General features: G+C 30.2%; 15 protein-coding genes. 5 read left to right on the forward strand and 10 right to left on the reverse strand.

Going from position 1 to position 16698, the window contains the following annotated elements; translation table 11 throughout:
• Positions 1-3: 3 nt before the first annotated feature.
• The 6 genes from WY13_RS13660 to WY13_RS13685 all read right to left on the reverse strand — a co-directional run bounded on the left by WY13_RS13660 (position 4) and on the right by WY13_RS13685 (position 7554).
• On the reverse strand, positions 4-1263 hold the full coding sequence (locus tag WY13_RS13660; protein ID WP_063556179.1) for a double-cubane-cluster-containing anaerobic reductase: 1260 nt from the start codon (positions 1261-1263) through the stop codon (positions 4-6).
• A gap of 541 nt (positions 1264-1804) precedes the next feature.
• Complete coding sequence (locus tag WY13_RS13665; RefSeq protein ID WP_063556180.1) at positions 1805-3067, reverse strand: multidrug effflux MFS transporter; 1263 nt, start codon at positions 3065-3067, stop codon at positions 1805-1807.
• A 336-nt stretch (positions 3068-3403) separates the two neighbouring features.
• Positions 3404-4159: a type I methionyl aminopeptidase gene (gene map / locus WY13_RS13670; RefSeq protein ID WP_063556181.1), complete on the reverse strand. Its 756-nt coding sequence runs from the start codon at positions 4157-4159 to the stop codon at positions 3404-3406.
• A 154-nt stretch (positions 4160-4313) separates the two neighbouring features.
• Positions 4314-5207, reverse strand: coding sequence for a YitT family protein (locus WY13_RS13675; protein WP_063556182.1), 894 nt, complete (start codon positions 5205-5207; stop codon positions 4314-4316).
• 261 nt (positions 5208-5468) lie between these two features.
• A complete protein-coding gene (locus tag WY13_RS13680) occupies positions 5469-5633 on the reverse strand; it encodes a zinc-ribbon domain-containing protein (RefSeq protein WP_013240204.1) in 165 nt (54 codons plus the stop codon).
• A 163-nt stretch (positions 5634-5796) separates the two neighbouring features.
• A complete protein-coding gene (locus WY13_RS13685; RefSeq protein ID WP_063556183.1) occupies positions 5797-7554 on the reverse strand; it encodes a GGDEF domain-containing protein in 1758 nt (585 codons plus the stop codon).
• 473 nt (positions 7555-8027) lie between these two features.
• Between WY13_RS13685 and WY13_RS13690 the strand changes: the two genes are divergently transcribed.
• From WY13_RS13690 to WY13_RS13705, 4 genes are read left to right on the forward strand one after another with little or no spacing between them, the layout of a single operon-like run.
• Complete coding sequence (locus tag WY13_RS13690) at positions 8028-9608, forward strand: spore germination protein (RefSeq protein WP_082848512.1); 1581 nt, start codon at positions 8028-8030, stop codon at positions 9606-9608.
• 6 nt (positions 9609-9614) lie between these two features.
• Complete coding sequence (locus WY13_RS13695; RefSeq protein ID WP_063556184.1) at positions 9615-10808, forward strand: Ger(x)C family spore germination protein; 1194 nt, start codon at positions 9615-9617, stop codon at positions 10806-10808.
• Complete coding sequence (locus WY13_RS13700; RefSeq protein ID WP_063556185.1) at positions 10805-11023, forward strand: hypothetical protein; 219 nt, start codon at positions 10805-10807, stop codon at positions 11021-11023. Before WY13_RS13695 ends, WY13_RS13700 begins: the two co-directional genes overlap by 4 nt.
• 23 nt (positions 11024-11046) lie before the next feature.
• Positions 11047-12135 (forward strand): GerAB/ArcD/ProY family transporter, encoded by a 1089-nt coding sequence (locus WY13_RS13705; protein ID WP_063556186.1) that lies wholly within the window; start codon positions 11047-11049, stop codon positions 12133-12135.
• 1 nt (position 12136) lies between these two features.
• Here the strand turns inward: WY13_RS13705 and WY13_RS21100 are convergent, their stop codons facing one another.
• The 4 genes from WY13_RS21100 to WY13_RS13720 all read right to left on the reverse strand — a co-directional run bounded on the left by WY13_RS21100 (position 12137) and on the right by WY13_RS13720 (position 15350).
• Positions 12137-12289 (reverse strand): hypothetical protein, encoded by a 153-nt coding sequence (locus WY13_RS21100; RefSeq protein ID WP_156499045.1) that lies wholly within the window; start codon positions 12287-12289, stop codon positions 12137-12139.
• A 342-nt stretch (positions 12290-12631) separates the two neighbouring features.
• Positions 12632-13396, reverse strand: coding sequence for an aminotransferase class IV (locus WY13_RS13710; protein WP_242866499.1), 765 nt, complete (start codon positions 13394-13396; stop codon positions 12632-12634).
• Between the two features lie 15 nt (positions 13397-13411).
• On the reverse strand, positions 13412-14761 hold the full coding sequence (gene pabB / locus WY13_RS13715; protein ID WP_063556187.1) for an aminodeoxychorismate synthase component I: 1350 nt from the start codon (positions 14759-14761) through the stop codon (positions 13412-13414).
• Complete coding sequence (locus WY13_RS13720; RefSeq protein WP_063556188.1) at positions 14745-15350, reverse strand: anthranilate synthase component II; 606 nt, start codon at positions 15348-15350, stop codon at positions 14745-14747. Before WY13_RS13720 ends, pabB begins: the two co-directional genes overlap by 17 nt.
• 644 nt (positions 15351-15994) lie before the next feature.
• Between WY13_RS13720 and WY13_RS21105 the strand changes: the two genes are divergently transcribed.
• Positions 15995-16162 carry a hypothetical protein gene (locus tag WY13_RS21105; RefSeq protein ID WP_154104926.1) on the forward strand — a complete coding sequence of 56 codons (168 nt, stop codon included), beginning with the start codon at positions 15995-15997 and terminating at the stop codon, positions 16160-16162.
• Positions 16163-16698: the final 536 nt, after the last annotated feature.

Genomic DNA, 16698 nt, shown 5'->3' on the forward strand with positions numbered 1-16698 from the left:
ACATTATATCATCTCTAAAAATGCCTCTACTCTTGTTTTTATCTGTCCTGAATCCTCTGTAGAATAATCCGTTTCTATCTGAATTAAAGGTATATCTTTTTCTTTTAACACTTTTTCTACATCCTTATGTTCTACTGCATAAGTATGGCAAAATGAAAGATTAAAATCTATTACCCCATCTACATGATATTCATCTACATATTTTATTATATCATCAATTCTTCCTGTATTTGGAGTAAAGCAGGCACAGTTTATCTTCATATATCTGTCAGCCAAATTTTTTACTAAATCGTCTATAGTTTCTCCCTCTTCACAAACTTCATTTTCAAAATATCTGGTTCCTGTACATGTTTCTTCAACTACTACCTGTGCATTTAACCCTTCTATAATAGAATGAAGTTTCCAGTTAGGCAGTGCCATTGGGGTTCCTGTTATCATGATCCTTTTTTTACCCTCGTCTACGCCTTTTTTAACTCTTTCATCCAATTCATCGCATAGTTCATTTAATTTTTCTACAAATCTATCTGGATCATCATAGAAGGCAATTTGTGATATCAATAAAACATCTAGTCCACTTATTGGAGACGGCTTATATTTTCTCAGATCATATAATCTTTTAAGTGCCCTTCTCTTAGCATTTGCAGTCTTTATGCCTTGTCTTAAACTTTCTACAGTTATCTTATTGCCCGTAAGTTCTTCCATCTTGCTTATAAATTCCTTTATTTCTTCTTCCCAAGCCTTATAATTTTTTTCTCTTTTCATCTGTGGTAATTCCATAACATGAACTGGCACATAGTCATTTAATATTTCCCAAGCTTTTTTCTTTCCATCACAGGTTGTCTCTCCAATTAGCATATCACACGATTGAAAATATGGACACGTTCCTCCAACTTTTGCACCCATAAGTGCCTTAATTAAAGGGCATAGGTTCCTTGGTAAAACCTTTTCACCATCTTCAACCCAAAATTGTGATCCTGAGCAAAGTCCTACCCCTATTGCTTTTGCTGCAAGTATAACTTCATCAGGAACAAACACACAAAATGTTCCTACTACTTTTCCACCTTGTGCTTTATAGTCATCCAGTTCCTGTATTCTTAATCCATGAACTTCAGCTACTACAAGATTAAAATAATTCATTCCCTCTGGCCTATTTTTTTGGGTTAAATAAACACCACCATATAATTCTGGAAGTACTGCACATAATTTATCATGCTTTTCTAAATCTATTCCCAACTTACTCCATAATTCTCTATAATCTGCCACTACATATTCCCCCTTAACTCTAGATATTATAACATTTAATTTTATGATATCACATTTAACTCTATACGCTTATTTGATTTGCAAATAGTTGGATCAACGACTATAACATGTTTTTATACATGTTTTCTATATTGAAAATTGTCTTATACCAAATCGCATAATAACAATTTTGAATTGGTATCCCTATAGTGTTACTCTGAAAAATATACATATATGTAACAATTTAAATTTTATGTTTAACATAGTATGGCAGCTGTTTTAATTTATAATCGAATATAGAATTTATAACTTAAAAATGAGCTTATGCGCAGGCATATTTTTACAGTAATGAAGCCATTTAAATATTTTGTATATAAGTCGTAGGAAAAAATTCGTAAAAAATATAGAACTTTTGAATTGTTTGAGGTATGAGTTTTCAAAAGTTCTTAAATTTTTTAAAATTTTTTGCTTAGACTTATCAAAATATTTAACCGAGCTGAAGATTGTAAAAAATATTCGGAGTATAAGCTCATTTTTACTTAGAAACTCTATAAAAGTATATTTATTTTACTACATCACAATGCTCCATATCTATTTCAGAAAAGTGTCTTATATATGGTTTTTTATAAGTCAATTTCCATCCAATTCCACAAATTAGTCCTATTACAGCATTTACAGCTCCTATTACAAAAACTTGGTTGGACCAATTAAATGAAACAATAACCATACCTACACTTCCCATAATCATTGCAAATCCACCTATAAGTGATGATGCTGAACCTGTATCTTTTTGCTGCTGCTCAAGCATCAAATTAGTACTTGGTGGACGCAAACAGCATGATGCTATAGTAGATGGTAAAAGAGATAATGCAAATACCCAAGGTTTGCTGTTATCAAATATACAAACTAATATACCGCTAGCTACCATTACAATAAAACAAACATCAATAATAAATTCACGTTTAAGACGACCTGCAAGCTTAAGATAAAGGAATGGACCAAATAACATTCCCACTGCATTTAAAGTAAAATAATAACTGTACACTTGGCTTGTAAGCTTAAAACCTTCTTGATATATATAGGATGAGGCAGATATAAAGGCCATACATGCTATATTTACTATAGAGAATATAAGTAACATAGAAGAAAATCCTGGATTTTTAAGTACTACGCCTAACCTTCCCAATGTCTGCATTACTGTACCTTTATTATAATTTGTTAAAGTTTCATTTAGCAATATAGAGCCTACTAGAGATGCTAATCCTATGATGGTAAGACCTACGAATATTCCTCTCCATGAAGTCACTTTTAAAATCCATGAACCTAAAACTGGAGCTACAGCTGGAGAAATTACTGTCATAGATTGAACAATAGATAAAACCGATTCTCGTTTTTTGCCACTGTAAACATCTTTAACAATAGCTGTAGCCACTGCACTAGCTGCACTTCCTCCAATCGCTTGAATAATTCTAGAAAATATTAAAAGGGGCATATCAGGAGCAAATACACACATGACACTTCCTATTAAATAAAATACAAGGCCCATAATAAGTACTGGTTTACGTCCATATTTATCACTTAAAGGCCCAAATACAAGCATGCCTATGCTAAAAAATACAAAAAACATTATAAGCGTAAGGTTAGTAACAGCCTGCGATACATGGAAATATTCAGACATCATAGGCAGGGCTGGAAGATAAAGGTCCGTAGATAAAGGCACAAAAGCACTTAATAAAGAAATAAGAATTATAAGGCCTTTATTTCCTAGATATTTTTGTTTTACTTCATCATTTTTAGATAACTTTGACATATAACTTTTTACCATAGATACCTTCCTTTCAGATTTATATATTAGCGTATAAAAATAAGCCCTACGGGCTATTATGTCAATCTATATATGTCATTTACCATATATAGCAAATCATAACATAATTCATAATACGAAATAATCAATTCACAATGAACGATGATTTTCTGTTGTCACAAAAATTTAATATTCATGCTACCTAGTTTTTAAATTTTTTATAACATTAGCGGAGAAAAGCCTGCCAAAATTGTGAATTGATTTGGATTTCATTATTTTCTAATTATTGAAAATATATAGCCGTGAATAATGTCATCTATTTCTGATACTTATCCGCGGCTGCTGAATTTCTGCCTTTTAAATATTGTCTTGATCAGTTAAAATAACGGGTCCATTTTTCGTTATAGCAATAGTATGCTCATACTGTGCTGAAAGACTTCCATCTGCAGTACGTGCTGTCCAATCATTACTATCTACTACAGCTGAGTAAGTACCTATATCTATCATAGGTTCTATAGTAATTACCATACCCTCTCTAAGTTTAAGTCCTCTTCCCGGTTTACCATAATGAGGTACACATACATCATCATGCATTACTTTTCCTATACCATGTCCTGTATAATCTCTTACTACTGAATATCCTAATGGCTCTGCATAGCTTTGTATTTCATGTCCTATATCGCCTATTCTATTTCCAACAACAGCTTTCTTTATACCTCTGTAAAGACATTCTTTTGTAACCTTCATAAGATCCCCGGCTTCTTTAGATATATTTCCTACTGCATAAGACCACGCAGAATCAGCCAACCATCCATTTAAATTTACAACCATGTCTATAGTTACAATATCCCCTTCTTTTAAAGGTTTGTTGTTTGGAAATCCATGACAGATCTCATCATTTACTGAGGCACAAGTAGCATATGGAAAACCCATATAACCTTTTTGCTCAGGTGTTGCCCCATTTTCTTTTAAATATTTCTCCGTAAAAGCATCTATTTCCATAGTAGTTATACCCGGCTTAATCATTTTTCTAATTTCTTTATGACACGATGCTAGTATCTTCCCTGCTGCAGCCATATATCCTATTTCTTTTTCAGTTTTTATATCTATCAAATTTCTCGCCTCTATCTTAAAATTTATCATATAATTATTTTAACATATTGATCCATAAAAAACTTATACCGATTATTAATTATTATATACTACAGTTTGCATATTTTCTACAGTTTTGAACTATAAACCTTCAAAATACTTTACAGCCTGATTATCAAACTATTTTTTTGTTCTCAACTCCGCTGTATAATTTAAATCCCTGTCCTAAAACTTCATGGGTATCACTTATTATTATAAATGAGTCTTTATCGATATTTTTTATGAAAGTTTTAAATCTGTTCAATTCTGATTGATCCATAACCACCATTAAAACTGTACGTTTTTCTTCAGTATAACCACCAAAGCCAGACAGCACGGTAACACCTCTGTTTAAATCCTCTAATACAGCTTTTTTAATTAGCTGTGATCTATCAGAAACTACAAAAGCAACCTTTGATCCACTAAACCCTAATTGTACCAAATCAATAGCCTTACTAGTTATAAATATGGATATAATCGCATAAAGTGCTTTTTCTCCACCAAATACAAACCCAGCACAAATAATTACAGAACCATCTATTAATCCCTGAGAATTTCCAATGCTCAATGCCGTATACTTGTTGATAATACTAGCTATTATTGAAGTTCCTCCTGTAGATCCATCGCTTTTAAAAACTAGTCCAAGTCCTATACCTGATAATAATCCTCCATATATAGAACCTAAAAGTGGATTTAATGTAACAGCATGAACATTGGTGGTAAAAAGTATACATAAAGGTAAAACTAAAGAACCAAATACAGTTCTTAACGCAAATTTTTTTCCTAAAAAAGCTAATCCTACAAAAATCAGTGGAATATTAGCACACCATTGGGTAATGGCAGGCTCTACACCAAATACGTGCTGTACTAATATGGATATTCCAACCGTACCACCAGAAGCTATTTCATTTGGCTTTAAAAACAGATTAAATCCAAAGGCTGTTATTATGCATCCTAAAGTCATTTGTAAATACTGTTTTATATATTGATACATAGTACTTTTATTGGTCCAAACATTATCCTTTGTCATTTCCAATCCCCTTTCTATAAACAGAGTTCTAAGTGCTTCAGCACTTACAAGGCGTTATCCTTTAGGAAAAATCATTATCCAGTGACGTAGCTGCCCGCAACGTACACTCGGAGAAAAGCAGATATCCCAAATCTTTGATTTGGTGATAGTCGCTTTCGCTGTGTGCGTGGGAGTATTAGAGCAGGTAGTCATCGGATAAAAATCATCTAAACTTTTAAAAGCCCTATAGTATAAAACTATAGGACTTTAGTAAACACTTTATTATCTTCTGAATCCTCTGTTGTTCTGCTGTTTTCTTTTTCTTCTACAATCAGGACATCTCTGAGGTTCATTTTCAAAACCTTTTTCTTTATAAAATTCTTGTTCGCCTTCAGTGAATACGAATTCTTCTCCACAATCTTTGCAAACTATAGTTTTATCTGCCATTTAAACATACCTCCTTTTCCAAAAATCAAGATCTAAAACGATTCACAAATATATTTCTAAAAGAGATATGTTGTTCATCCAATCAAATCTAAGCATCAGCTATTACTAATACTCATTCAGTGTATCATACTAGTACTTAATTTGCAATATAATTGAACTCATTTTAATAAACTTCATCAATTATATAGCTGCTCCTATTCCTATTTCTTTTAGCCTGTTTTTTTAAAGTACTCATATATTCACCAATTTCATCTACATCTTTAAATCTATCGAAATTTCCATACATTCCTCCAAATGCAATTGACGTAAGTGGAAAAATGTCTTTATTACCTTTTCGATCAAAAGATTCTATGTAATTATTTTCTTTATCTTTTTCATTAAAAAAATTAAGTATTTTCAAATCAAATTCCTGGGTCATCTCTTCACATAATTTATAACATTTAGCAGCAGTATCTTCTATTATGCACACAAAGTCATCTCCTCCTAAGTGTCCTATAAAGCTATTGTATGGAAAAGATTCCTTAATTTTATTTTCTAAAAAAATTGAAGTAAATTTTAATACCTTATCTCCATTTTCAAAACCATAGGTATCATTATATACTTTAAAATTATTTAAATCAGCATAAAGAAGTAAAAAACTATTTTTATAGCCAATCATATCTTTAAGAGTTTTATTTATAATTGCATTACCCGGTAGTCCAGTCAAAGGATTGAGATTTTTTGCATAATTTTTTTCAAATTCCACTGTATATTCAAGTAAGCATTTAACTGTTACAATTCCACAATATTTGTTATTCTTTGTAACTATGACATAATCATAAATCTTACCATTTTCTCTTGTCATTGCAGTTTTTGATACTTCACTTATAGAATCATAATAGTCTACTATAAGAGGTGAACAATCCATAATTAAAGATATAGGTCTTTTTAAGAACACTGAGATTCCATATTTTGTAGCAAGCATAGAATCAAGATTGTGTTTCATAATTAAACCTGTTGGAAAATCTTCATTTACTATACATACTCCTGTAACACTTGATTGTTCAAAAAATTTTTTTATATTTTCACTTTTAGTTGATACCGAAAATGTTTTATTTTCTTGGGCAATATCTCCAATATAACTTTTTTCAAATTTAACTTTGTTATCAGATATTTTATTATAATCAATTATTTTTTCTCTTACATTTTGTGGAATATCTAAAAATGTTCCTGCTGGTCTTTGAAGAAAATATCCCTGTCCAGCACAAACACCTATTTTAATTAAGGTTAAAAGTTCTTCTTTCGTTTCAATTCCTTCTGCAATAAGTTTCATATGAGTAGCTCTAGCTAAGCTTACAAATGTTTTCATAAGCTCCTGCTTAAATGAATCTTTATCTATATCTTTTACAAAAGATATATCAATTTTAACATAATTAGGTTTTGTTTCCATTAAAGTTTTAAGGCCTGAATACCCTGCCCCTGTGTCATCAATTGCAATTTTATATCCCTGATCAGTATAATTTTCAAGGGCAGTTTTAAAACTTTTATAATCTTCTATAGCAGTTTTCTCCGTGATTTCAAATATAATTGAGTCCGGAGACATATTGTGCTTCTTTAAAAATTCTTTTGTAAATCCGCTTTTAAATCTCTCATCTCTAAATATTTTAGGATCTACGTTTATAAACAGCAGCTTATTTTTATCAATTTCCTTTGCTTTTTCGATAGCCTTCACCCTGCACAAAGATTCAAGCTCCCATGTTTTATTATATTTTTCTGCAGTGGAAAAAAGCTTGCTTGGAAAATATAAAGGTGAGCCTTCAGGTCCGCGGCTAAGTGCTTCGTATCCTATAATAAAACCATTTTTTAAAGAAATAATAGGTTGAAAAACAGTACTTATACTCTTTTCCTCTAATATTTTATCAAGTTCATTATCTATACTCATTTATAGCACCCCATTAATTTAATTTTAAAAAAAGTATACATTTTACAAGTTAAATATAAGTTAAATATTCTCTAATTATCAGTTAAAAATATTCGGACTCCAATTTTATAAGTACCCTATTTTTCTTCCTTAACAGTAACACTTTTAGTTTGTATTACATATTTTACAGGCAATGTTTAATACAACATTGCTATATAATCAGCAAAGGTTATAATTACCTTAAATATATCAATTTGAAAGGAAGATAACGCTGGATAAAGAAAAATATCATTATGGAAGTATCAAAAAGCTTTGAAAAGATAATAAAAATATACTGTTACTTTTATTATTTGTTGAAAATATGCTTATATATAATAATAATATATTAATATATTATTGTAAAAGTACAAGTATGAAAATTGAATATTTTTTCCTACAATGCAGAGAATAATCATAAATTATAAAATAACTTTTTAGGAAAGAGGTCTTTAATTGTGAAGAAGTTTTTTAATTCTAAAAACACTTCAGATCCTATTTATGTACAAAAGTTATCTGATGATAGATATAATTTGCCATTAAATAAATCTCTTTCAAATAATTTAAACCTATTATACAAAGTATTTTCAAATTGTGCTGATGTTGTTTATCATAAATTTGTTATAGATTCAATAGAAGAACGTCCATGCGTACTTATTTTTATAAATGGACTTTCGGATATAAGATCAATTAACGAAAATGTACTACCTTCAATTATGAATATAAAAGAAATTTCTCAAGATAATTTAAGATCTAATGGTACTCTAGAAATAATTAGGAAACGTTTTCTTCAAACTGCAAAAGTAAGTGAACTAGGGACTATTGGTCAAGTTACAAATTCTCTTTTAAATGGAAATAGCATATTTTTACTAGATGGTGATGATAAAGCTTTAGAAATGAAAACGCCAGGATGGAAGGAAAAAAACGTATCAGAAACAAATGTTGAAAGGGTTATAAGGGGACCAAATGAAGGCTTTACACAAAATATTTCTATAAATATCTCTCAACTTAGGAGAAAAATTAAATCTTCAGAACTAAAAGTTGAAGAATTTACAATGGGGAAACAAACACTAACAAAAATAAGCATCACCTATTTACATGGAATAGTAGATAACAATATTGTTGAAGAGGTAAAAAAAAGACTTTCTAAAATAGATATTGATTCTGTTTTAGAAAGCGGCTATATAGAAGAGCTTATAGAAGACACTCATTTTACATTATTTCCACAAATTCAGCACAGTGAAAGGCCAGATAGAGTGGCTGCTGGCATTTTAGAAGGTAGGGTAGCACTCTTAGTAGACGGTACCCCCTGTGTTTTGATACTTCCTGCTACTTTAATTCAATTTTTACAAACCAGTGAAGATTATTATGAAAGATATACCACTACCATATTTGTACGCTTTATCAGATTAATTTTCTTCATAATTTCGATGCTGCTCCCTGGATGTTTTGTTGCAATTATTTTATATCACAAAGAAATGATACCTACACCTTTACTCGTTAGTATTATGGGAGCTGCCCATGGGGTACCTTTTCCTATTTTTATTGAAGCATTATTAATGGAAATAGTCTTTGAAGCACTTAGAGAAGCAGGTATCCGTCTTCCTTCACCAGCTAGTCAAACTGTAGGTATTGTCGGTGCACTTGTTATTGGAGACGCAGCCGTTAGAGCTGGCATTACTTCTCCTATTATGGTTATCGTTATAGCCATTACAGCAACAGCTTCTTTTAGTATTCCATCTTATGATATGGGTTACGCCATTCGTGTTTTACGTTTTGCCATGCTGTGCTTAGGAGCATTTTTGGGGTTATATGGAATTTTATTAGGCATCATTATACTTTTAATTCACCTATCATCATTGAGTTCTTTTGGTATAAATTATCTCTCTCCACTAGCACCTTTAAATTTAAAGGATTTGAAAGATGCTTTAATAAGATTTCCATGGCCTTATATGAAATGCAGACCTCATTATGCCAATTCTAATAACTTGCAGCGACAAAAAACTTTTTGTAAAAACAACAAAGACGAGAAAGGATAATAAAATATGAAGTATAAATCAATGCTATTTTATATTTTAATCTTTATATTTTCAATTTCACTTTACGGCTGCAGCACAGATAAAAGTGAACTAAACGAAATTAGCCTTGTAGTAGGCATGGGTATTGATAAAATATCCAGTGATAACTCCTTTGTTGTAACATTAGAAATTATCAATCCAAACGGCACAAAAGACGACAATAATGCATTAAAAAAAGGAAATAATTCTATTATACAAACAAGCACGGGGAATTCTATTTTTGATGCAGTTCAAAACTTTTCAAAAAATAGTTCTACCCTGTTGGACTTTTCACATGCTAAAGTAATCATTTTATCAAAAGAATTATGTGAATCGGAATCAGGCGTTTCTGAAGCAATGGATTATTTAAATAGAAATCGTCAAATGCGAAGTACTAATTGGATACTTGTTTCAAATAAATCAGCTAAAGAAATCTTAAAAAGTAAAATTCCTAATGAAGGTGCTATTTCAAATGGCATAAACACTATGATGAGTTTATTTGAAAGGAACGGACCTATTGTACCCATGACCATAAATAGCTTTATTATAGAATCAAAAAAAGAGTCAAATTCATCCTTTGCTCCTGTAATTGATATAGAAAAATCAAAAGATAGTACCGCTCCCAGAATTACAGTGGAGAAAATGGCTATTTTGAAAAACAACCGCTTAATAGCAATACTTACAAGTGAGGAATCTAAAAATCTTTTCTGGATGGCAGACTATACAAAAGGCCATACAGATATATTTCCCCTTAAATCAGCTAAAAATAATACAAATATAACCACTAGGGTTTTTAAACAATCCACCCAAATAATTCCTCATTTAACTGAAGAAGGTTTTAATATGGAAATTCGATGTAAGGGCAGTGCCTTTATTGAGCAGGCAGGAAATATTGATATGAGCCCTGAAAATATATCTAGGTTTGAATATGATATTGAATCTGTACTAAAAGGTGAACTAAATAAATTGATAACAAAGTCACAGAAAAATCTAGATACAGATTTTGTTGGTTTTTCAACAAAAATATATAGTAACTATCCAAAGGAATGGCTTAATATAAAAAAAGATTGGGATAAAATATTTCCAAATATAAAATATAAAATTAGTTTTGAAATTAAATTGACTAATATAGGAATAATTAAAGATCCTGTTGTAAGAAATGAGGAGGAAACAAGTAAATGACCGCAATTGTAATTATTTCAGCAATTCTAATAGTACTGCTTGAGGGAATATTTCTAATAAAAAAAAGTATGTGGAAAGAATTTCTATGTACTGCATTTTTGCTTATAATATCTTTGTTTTTTCAAATTGGTAAAGGTTTGGGCATTCCAGGTCCTATAGACTTAATAGAAAGCTTATTTAAACCTATTGGGGAAACATTTTTAAATAGATTATAAATTTCACATTGAGGTGAATAGATATGCGTGAAAAAGAAGTTATCACTACAAATCAATTTATATGGATGCTTTTTTGTATCATTACATCTTTCAGTGGATTACAAGTAATTAGACTGCTAATTTTTCAAGCAAGAAGGGATGCCTGGCTGTCTGTAATTTTAGCCTGGATTTTAGATGTACTCCTGGCTGTTGTCTATGCTTACATGGGCATAAGATTTCCAGGTCAAAATATGGTACAATACAGCGTAACTATTTTAGGGAAAAAACTAGGTAAGATTATAGGAATATTTTTTCCTATTTTCTTTTTACTGGTATCTGCTGTACTGCAAAAATCACTGAGTATAATTCTTAATATGGTATTTTTCCCCAAAACCCCCACAGAGCTAATTCTTATTTCAGCTTATCTTGTAATTGCATATGCTGTCTTAAAAGGAATAGAAGCAATAGGAAGAATATGCGAAATTTTGGGGCCCTTATTTTTATTTGCCCTTATTTTATTCTTTCTATTTGCCATACCGGATATACAACTAGATAGACTTAAACCACAGCTAGAAATGGGCTTATATCCAGCTTTAACAGGTACCCCTCTAATTTTATCCTTTATAGGAATATGTATTATTATGGGTATGTATATTCCCATTTGCAATCATCCAGAAAACGGATTTATTGCAAAATTTACTGCAGTTAGTTTAGGTACTTTGGTCCTCGTGATGCTGGTTATAAGTGCAATAGGCATTTTTAGTTATCCACAAGCTAAAAACATGATAAATATCAGCCTTGAACTTACAAGATTTGTTCATTTAGGTCGGTTTTTTGAACGGGTGGAAGCTATCTGGCTTATGATTGTCATCGGTGCAGCAATTACAGCATCTTCAGCTATGATATGGGCCTTTAGTGTTGGTATATCTCAAATTGTAGAACTAAATACATATAAACCTGTTGTATTTCCTGCTGTACTACTCTCTTTTGTTATTGGTATGACTTCCTTTAAGAACAGCTTGGAATTGGTGAGCTTCAGCTTTTATTCATACCCTTTTCTGTCTATATTTGTTGGAACAGGATTAGAAATATTTCTCTTCCTTGCAGCTTTAATCTTGAAGAAAAAGGGCTAACTTAATCATCATCTTTATCTACTATATTTTTTACTTTATTTTTATATTTGCTAAAGAGATACTTTTGAAAAAAATAAAAGATTAAAAAGCAGGTTAAAATTAAAGATACTCCTATAATAATGGAAATTAAATTATTGACACCTATTCTATCCATACTTACGCCTCCCCTCTTACAATATAATTCCCAATATTGTAGATTTCATTAATCTTATAAAGTTTCAACTATAAACCCTCATATAGGTATACTAACTTAAAAATCAACTTATACGTAGGAGTATTTTTACAATAATGAAGCTCTTTTAAATATTTTGTATATAAGACTTAGGAAAAAATTTTTGAAAAATCTAGAACTTTTGAATTGTTTGAGGCACGAGTTTTCAAAAGTTCTCAGTATTTTTTCAAAATTTTTTACTTAGTCTTATCAAAATATTTAACGAGCTGAATGTTGTAAAAAATATCCGGAGTATAAGTGATTTTTCGTTTAGAAACTCTATATTTAATGTTTCTTTAATTGTGCTTCATAAACCTTTTTTATTTTCTCAATAATACTACATTCATTAAAACTTCTATCGTAAATATTAGAGACCTTCATTACTCCCATAATGCTGTTAGTTAAAAAAGCACTGTCTGCGGACATTAAATCTTCCTTTCTGAATTCACCTTCAGTAACATCAAAGTTATCTATTATAAACTTTCTTACTGTACCCTCAAGTAATCCACACTTTTTAGATGGAGTATATATTTTTTCATTCTTTGTAAAAAACACATTAGATACACTTCCCTCTGATAATTTATCCTCTGTATTAAAAAACAGCACCTCATTATATCCCTCATCAATACATTTTTCATGTTCCAATATATTTTCTAAATAATTTAAAGATTTTAAGTATGTAAGCCGAGAAAATTCATTTCTCCTAACAGAACTTATTTTAACATTAAAACCTCTTTTATACTGTTCCTCAGTATAATTGTTTTTTCTAGTATTAAACAACGTATTTTTCTCTGTAACTACTAACTTCAACACACAATTATTACACTGAAGCTTGTTAACAGCATCCATAACTTCATTTTCAGTAATTTCTTTATCTATTCCTATAATAGAAAGACCTTTATTTATTCTATATAAATGATCTTCAAGAAAAAGCGGTTCATTGTTTACGAGCATAGTTTCAAAAAGTCCTCTTCCAAAATAAAAGCCGCTGTCTAAGAAAACTTTATCATCTTCTACCATATTACCATTTAAGAGCATCATAACTGCCATTCACCCCTTTACAACTTACAACACTTTCATCAAAGCTCTAGCCTTATCAAGTGTTTCATCATATTCCGCTTCATCATCAGATTCCCAGGTAATTCCTCCACCAACACCTAAATAAGCTTTTCCATTTTTCATAAGTATAGTTCTAATAACTATATTTAAATCTACATTGCCATCAAAACCTAAATATCCTATGCATCCTGTATAAATATTTCTTCTAGTAGGTTCTAATTTCTCAATTACCTCCATAGACCTAACTTTAGGTGCACCAGTTATAGAACCACCTGGAAAACATGCTTTTATACAATCTACTGCTGTATACTTATCTTTTAATTTTCCTACAATAGTTGATACCAAGTGAAATACTGTACTATATTCCTCTAATTTAAAAAGTTCTATTACCTTTACAGAATAAGGCTTACATACCTTGCTTAAATCATTTCTCTCCAAATCCACAATCATTAATAACTCAGATCTATCTTTTTCACTATCTATAAGTTCTTGTCTGTTTTTTAAATCTTCTTCTTCATTTTTACCTCTAGGTCTTGTCCCTTTAATGGGCCTTGTTTGAACAAGGTTATTTCTTATTTCTAAAAATCTCTCCGGTGAAGAAGATATTATACTAAAATCTTCAACGTTCATTAATGCAGCAAATGGTGCTGGATTTATATGCCTTAAATCTTTATATACTTCATAAGGATCTTTTTTTGTTTCGCAGCAGAATCTTTGAGTCAGATTGGTAATATAAATATCCCCATTTCTTATAAACTGTCTGACCTTTTCTACAGTTTCTATATATTCCTCCCTGCCAAAGTTTGATACAAATTTTGTATCACTATCATTTACTTTTCTATATTTAATTTTATGTCCTTTGGATATTTTACCTTTTATTTCATTAATGCTGTCTTTTTCTGACTTTAATATACCTAAAGAAGTAATATAGGTCTTCTTTTTTAAGTTATCTACTATTACTGCATTATCATAGAAATAAAAATAGCAGTCAGGTATTTTTATTTCTTCTATAGTCATAACAGGAAGCTCTTCTATAGTTCTCCCTATATCATAAGAGAAATATCCCATAGCCCCAGCTATATATGGAAACTCTGTATTATTTTCAATTTTGTACTTTGCAATAAGTTTTTTTAGTTCGTCAAAAGGATCACCATTAAGTTCTTTTTTATTTATAGTACAAATATTATCTTCATATTTAAAAGTAGTAAAAGGGTTTAATCCTATAAAAGAGTATCTGCCTAAATCTTCAGCACCCATGCCGCTATCTAAAATGGTAACTGTTCTATCTTCTTTAAACAATGAGTAAATATCAAAAGCATCTAATTCTGTTTTTATTTCTTCAATGAAGAACTTCATACAATTCCCCCTTACTAAACATTCTTGCTTCTTCTATAAAATTCTTAAGCATTTCATGTCCACATTCTGTGAGTTCTGCCTCGGGATGAAATTGTACTCCTTCAACAAGATACTTTTCATGCCTAACGCCCATTATAACCCCATCTGAAGTTTCACAGGTTATATTAAGACACTTAGGAAGTGTTTCCTTTTCTATTACCAACGAATGATATCTTGTAACCTCTACAGGATTTTTGATTTCTTTAAATACTCCTATATTTTTATGATGAACTTTAAATATTTTACCATGTACAGGTTCCTTACCCTTTATTATATTACCACCAAAAGCATACCCGATACATTGATGTCCAAGGCATATACCTAAAATAGGAATTTTACCACTAAATTTTTTAATTATATCCACGCAAATACCCGATTGCTCAGGGGATTTAGGTCCTGGAGAAATTATAATTCCTTCGGGATGTATTTTTTCCACATCTTTCAATGTTAATTTATCATTTCTACAAACCTTAACCTCTTCATTCAGTTCTTCCAAATATCTTACTAGATTATATACAAATGAATCATAGTTATCAATCATAAGAAACATGAATTCTCACTCCTTGGCATTAAATTATATTGGTTTTAACCTTATCCATTTACATTTCAATATAATCATTCTTGCAATTTTAACTAATTTTGCCATAGTTCTTTTGGTTAGTTTAATAGGTCATCAGCAGTTCTAATCAATTACCTCCCTTATAAAATATTTTTATTATATTTAAAAATAAAAAAGACATACAGTGTATTTAATTTATCCAATGTTATCATCCGCAAACAACTCGCCTGCTTTACAAAAGTTGCAAGTTTTATGCTGTGTATAAAGAACTCTTTGGCCTTAATCCATTAGAGCTCTTATGTACATAGGTTTGCTAAACCCTGGATAAGTTTTATACACTATATGCCTTTATTTTTAAATTCCATTATTAACAAAAGATACTAATTAAAATCTTAAATTTCTATAAATAATTATATCATATCTCAATAACTCATATCAATATTATTCATTGCCTCAACAGCTACACTTGCACCCAATTCATATTTATTTGTTAAAGCTTCATCCGATAATTTTTCATTTAATAAGTTTCTCTAAGTATAATAATTTGATAAGTAATTAATTTTATTTTATGCATAATTTTCTCTGAATATAAGGCTGTATAATTGGTTATCACTATATAATAGAGGTGATTATATATGACAAACATAAAAAATAATAAAACCCCTCATATTAAATTTAAACATTCTAATGATAAATTTAATATGGAAGCTGCAAGAGAATTAGGAATTGATTTTCCTAATTTTAATCAAACAACCTCAAAAATTATATATGCTTATGAGCTGGGATTAAATGATAGGCTCTAATCCTATCTGCGCTGAAAAAATCAAAATAAAAGGATGGCGATATTTGTCCATCCTTTTACTCTTATCTTTGAGGGGATATCAATTATATCAATTATGTACTACACTTTATTGTTTTCATTTTCGCTAAGGCTATTTTCCTTAGGACACTTATAATTATATTAGTTATTTGTTACAATTTAATGTCCTATAAATAAAATAACTATTTATTTTTTGAACACTATGTAAACAATATAAGAACACTTGATAATATTATCCAGTTACTTCTTTTATTTATCCGATCGCTACCATTGCTAACACCCCATCTTCTATCAAAGTGGGGGATAAGCACTGCTACGCGCCTGGATAACGATTTCTAAGCATCATGTTGAGTCAAAACTCAACATGATGCCAAGAACTCTGTTTATAGTATAATAATTTGAATTTCGTACATTCTATTATTATAAGGATATCAATGTATTAAAGCTACTAAATGTTTACGTTTTAGATAAACCAGAATATTCTTTCTTCAATACGTTGATAATTACCTTTATGCTGGG

The sequence above is a fragment of the Clostridium ljungdahlii genome (assembly GCF_001636845.1).
GTDB classification, from domain to species: Bacteria; Bacillota; Clostridia; order Clostridiales; family Clostridiaceae; genus Clostridium_B; species Clostridium_B ljungdahlii_A.

Excerpts from the sequence above, each read along its gene's own strand:
- WY13_RS13665 (WP_063556180.1), bottom strand. The coding sequence starts at position 3,067 with ATGGTAAAAAGTTATATGTCAAAGTTATCTAAAAATGATGAAGTAAAA.
- WY13_RS13675 (WP_063556182.1), bottom strand. The coding sequence starts at position 5,207 with ATGACAAAGGATAATGTTTGGACCAATAAAAGTACTATGTATCAATAT.
- WY13_RS13680 (WP_013240204.1), bottom strand. The coding sequence starts at position 5,633 with ATGGCAGATAAAACTATAGTTTGCAAAGATTGTGGAGAAGAATTCGTA.
- WY13_RS13685 (WP_063556183.1), bottom strand. The coding sequence starts at position 7,554 with ATGAGTATAGATAATGAACTTGATAAAATATTAGAGGAAAAGAGTATA.
- WY13_RS13695 (WP_063556184.1), top strand. The coding sequence starts at position 9,615 with ATGAAGTATAAATCAATGCTATTTTATATTTTAATCTTTATATTTTCA.
- WY13_RS13700 (WP_063556185.1), top strand. The coding sequence starts at position 10,805 with ATGACCGCAATTGTAATTATTTCAGCAATTCTAATAGTACTGCTTGAG.
- WY13_RS13705 (WP_063556186.1), top strand. The coding sequence starts at position 11,047 with ATGCGTGAAAAAGAAGTTATCACTACAAATCAATTTATATGGATGCTT.
- WY13_RS21100 (WP_156499045.1), bottom strand. The coding sequence starts at position 12,289 with ATGGATAGAATAGGTGTCAATAATTTAATTTCCATTATTATAGGAGTA.
- WY13_RS13710 (WP_242866499.1), bottom strand. The coding sequence starts at position 13,396 with ATGGCAGTTATGATGCTCTTAAATGGTAATATGGTAGAAGATGATAAA.
- pabB (WP_063556187.1), bottom strand. The coding sequence starts at position 14,761 with ATGAAGTTCTTCATTGAAGAAATAAAAACAGAATTAGATGCTTTTGAT.
- WY13_RS13720 (WP_063556188.1), bottom strand. The coding sequence starts at position 15,350 with ATGTTTCTTATGATTGATAACTATGATTCATTTGTATATAATCTAGTA.
- WY13_RS21105 (WP_154104926.1), top strand. The coding sequence starts at position 15,995 with ATGACAAACATAAAAAATAATAAAACCCCTCATATTAAATTTAAACAT.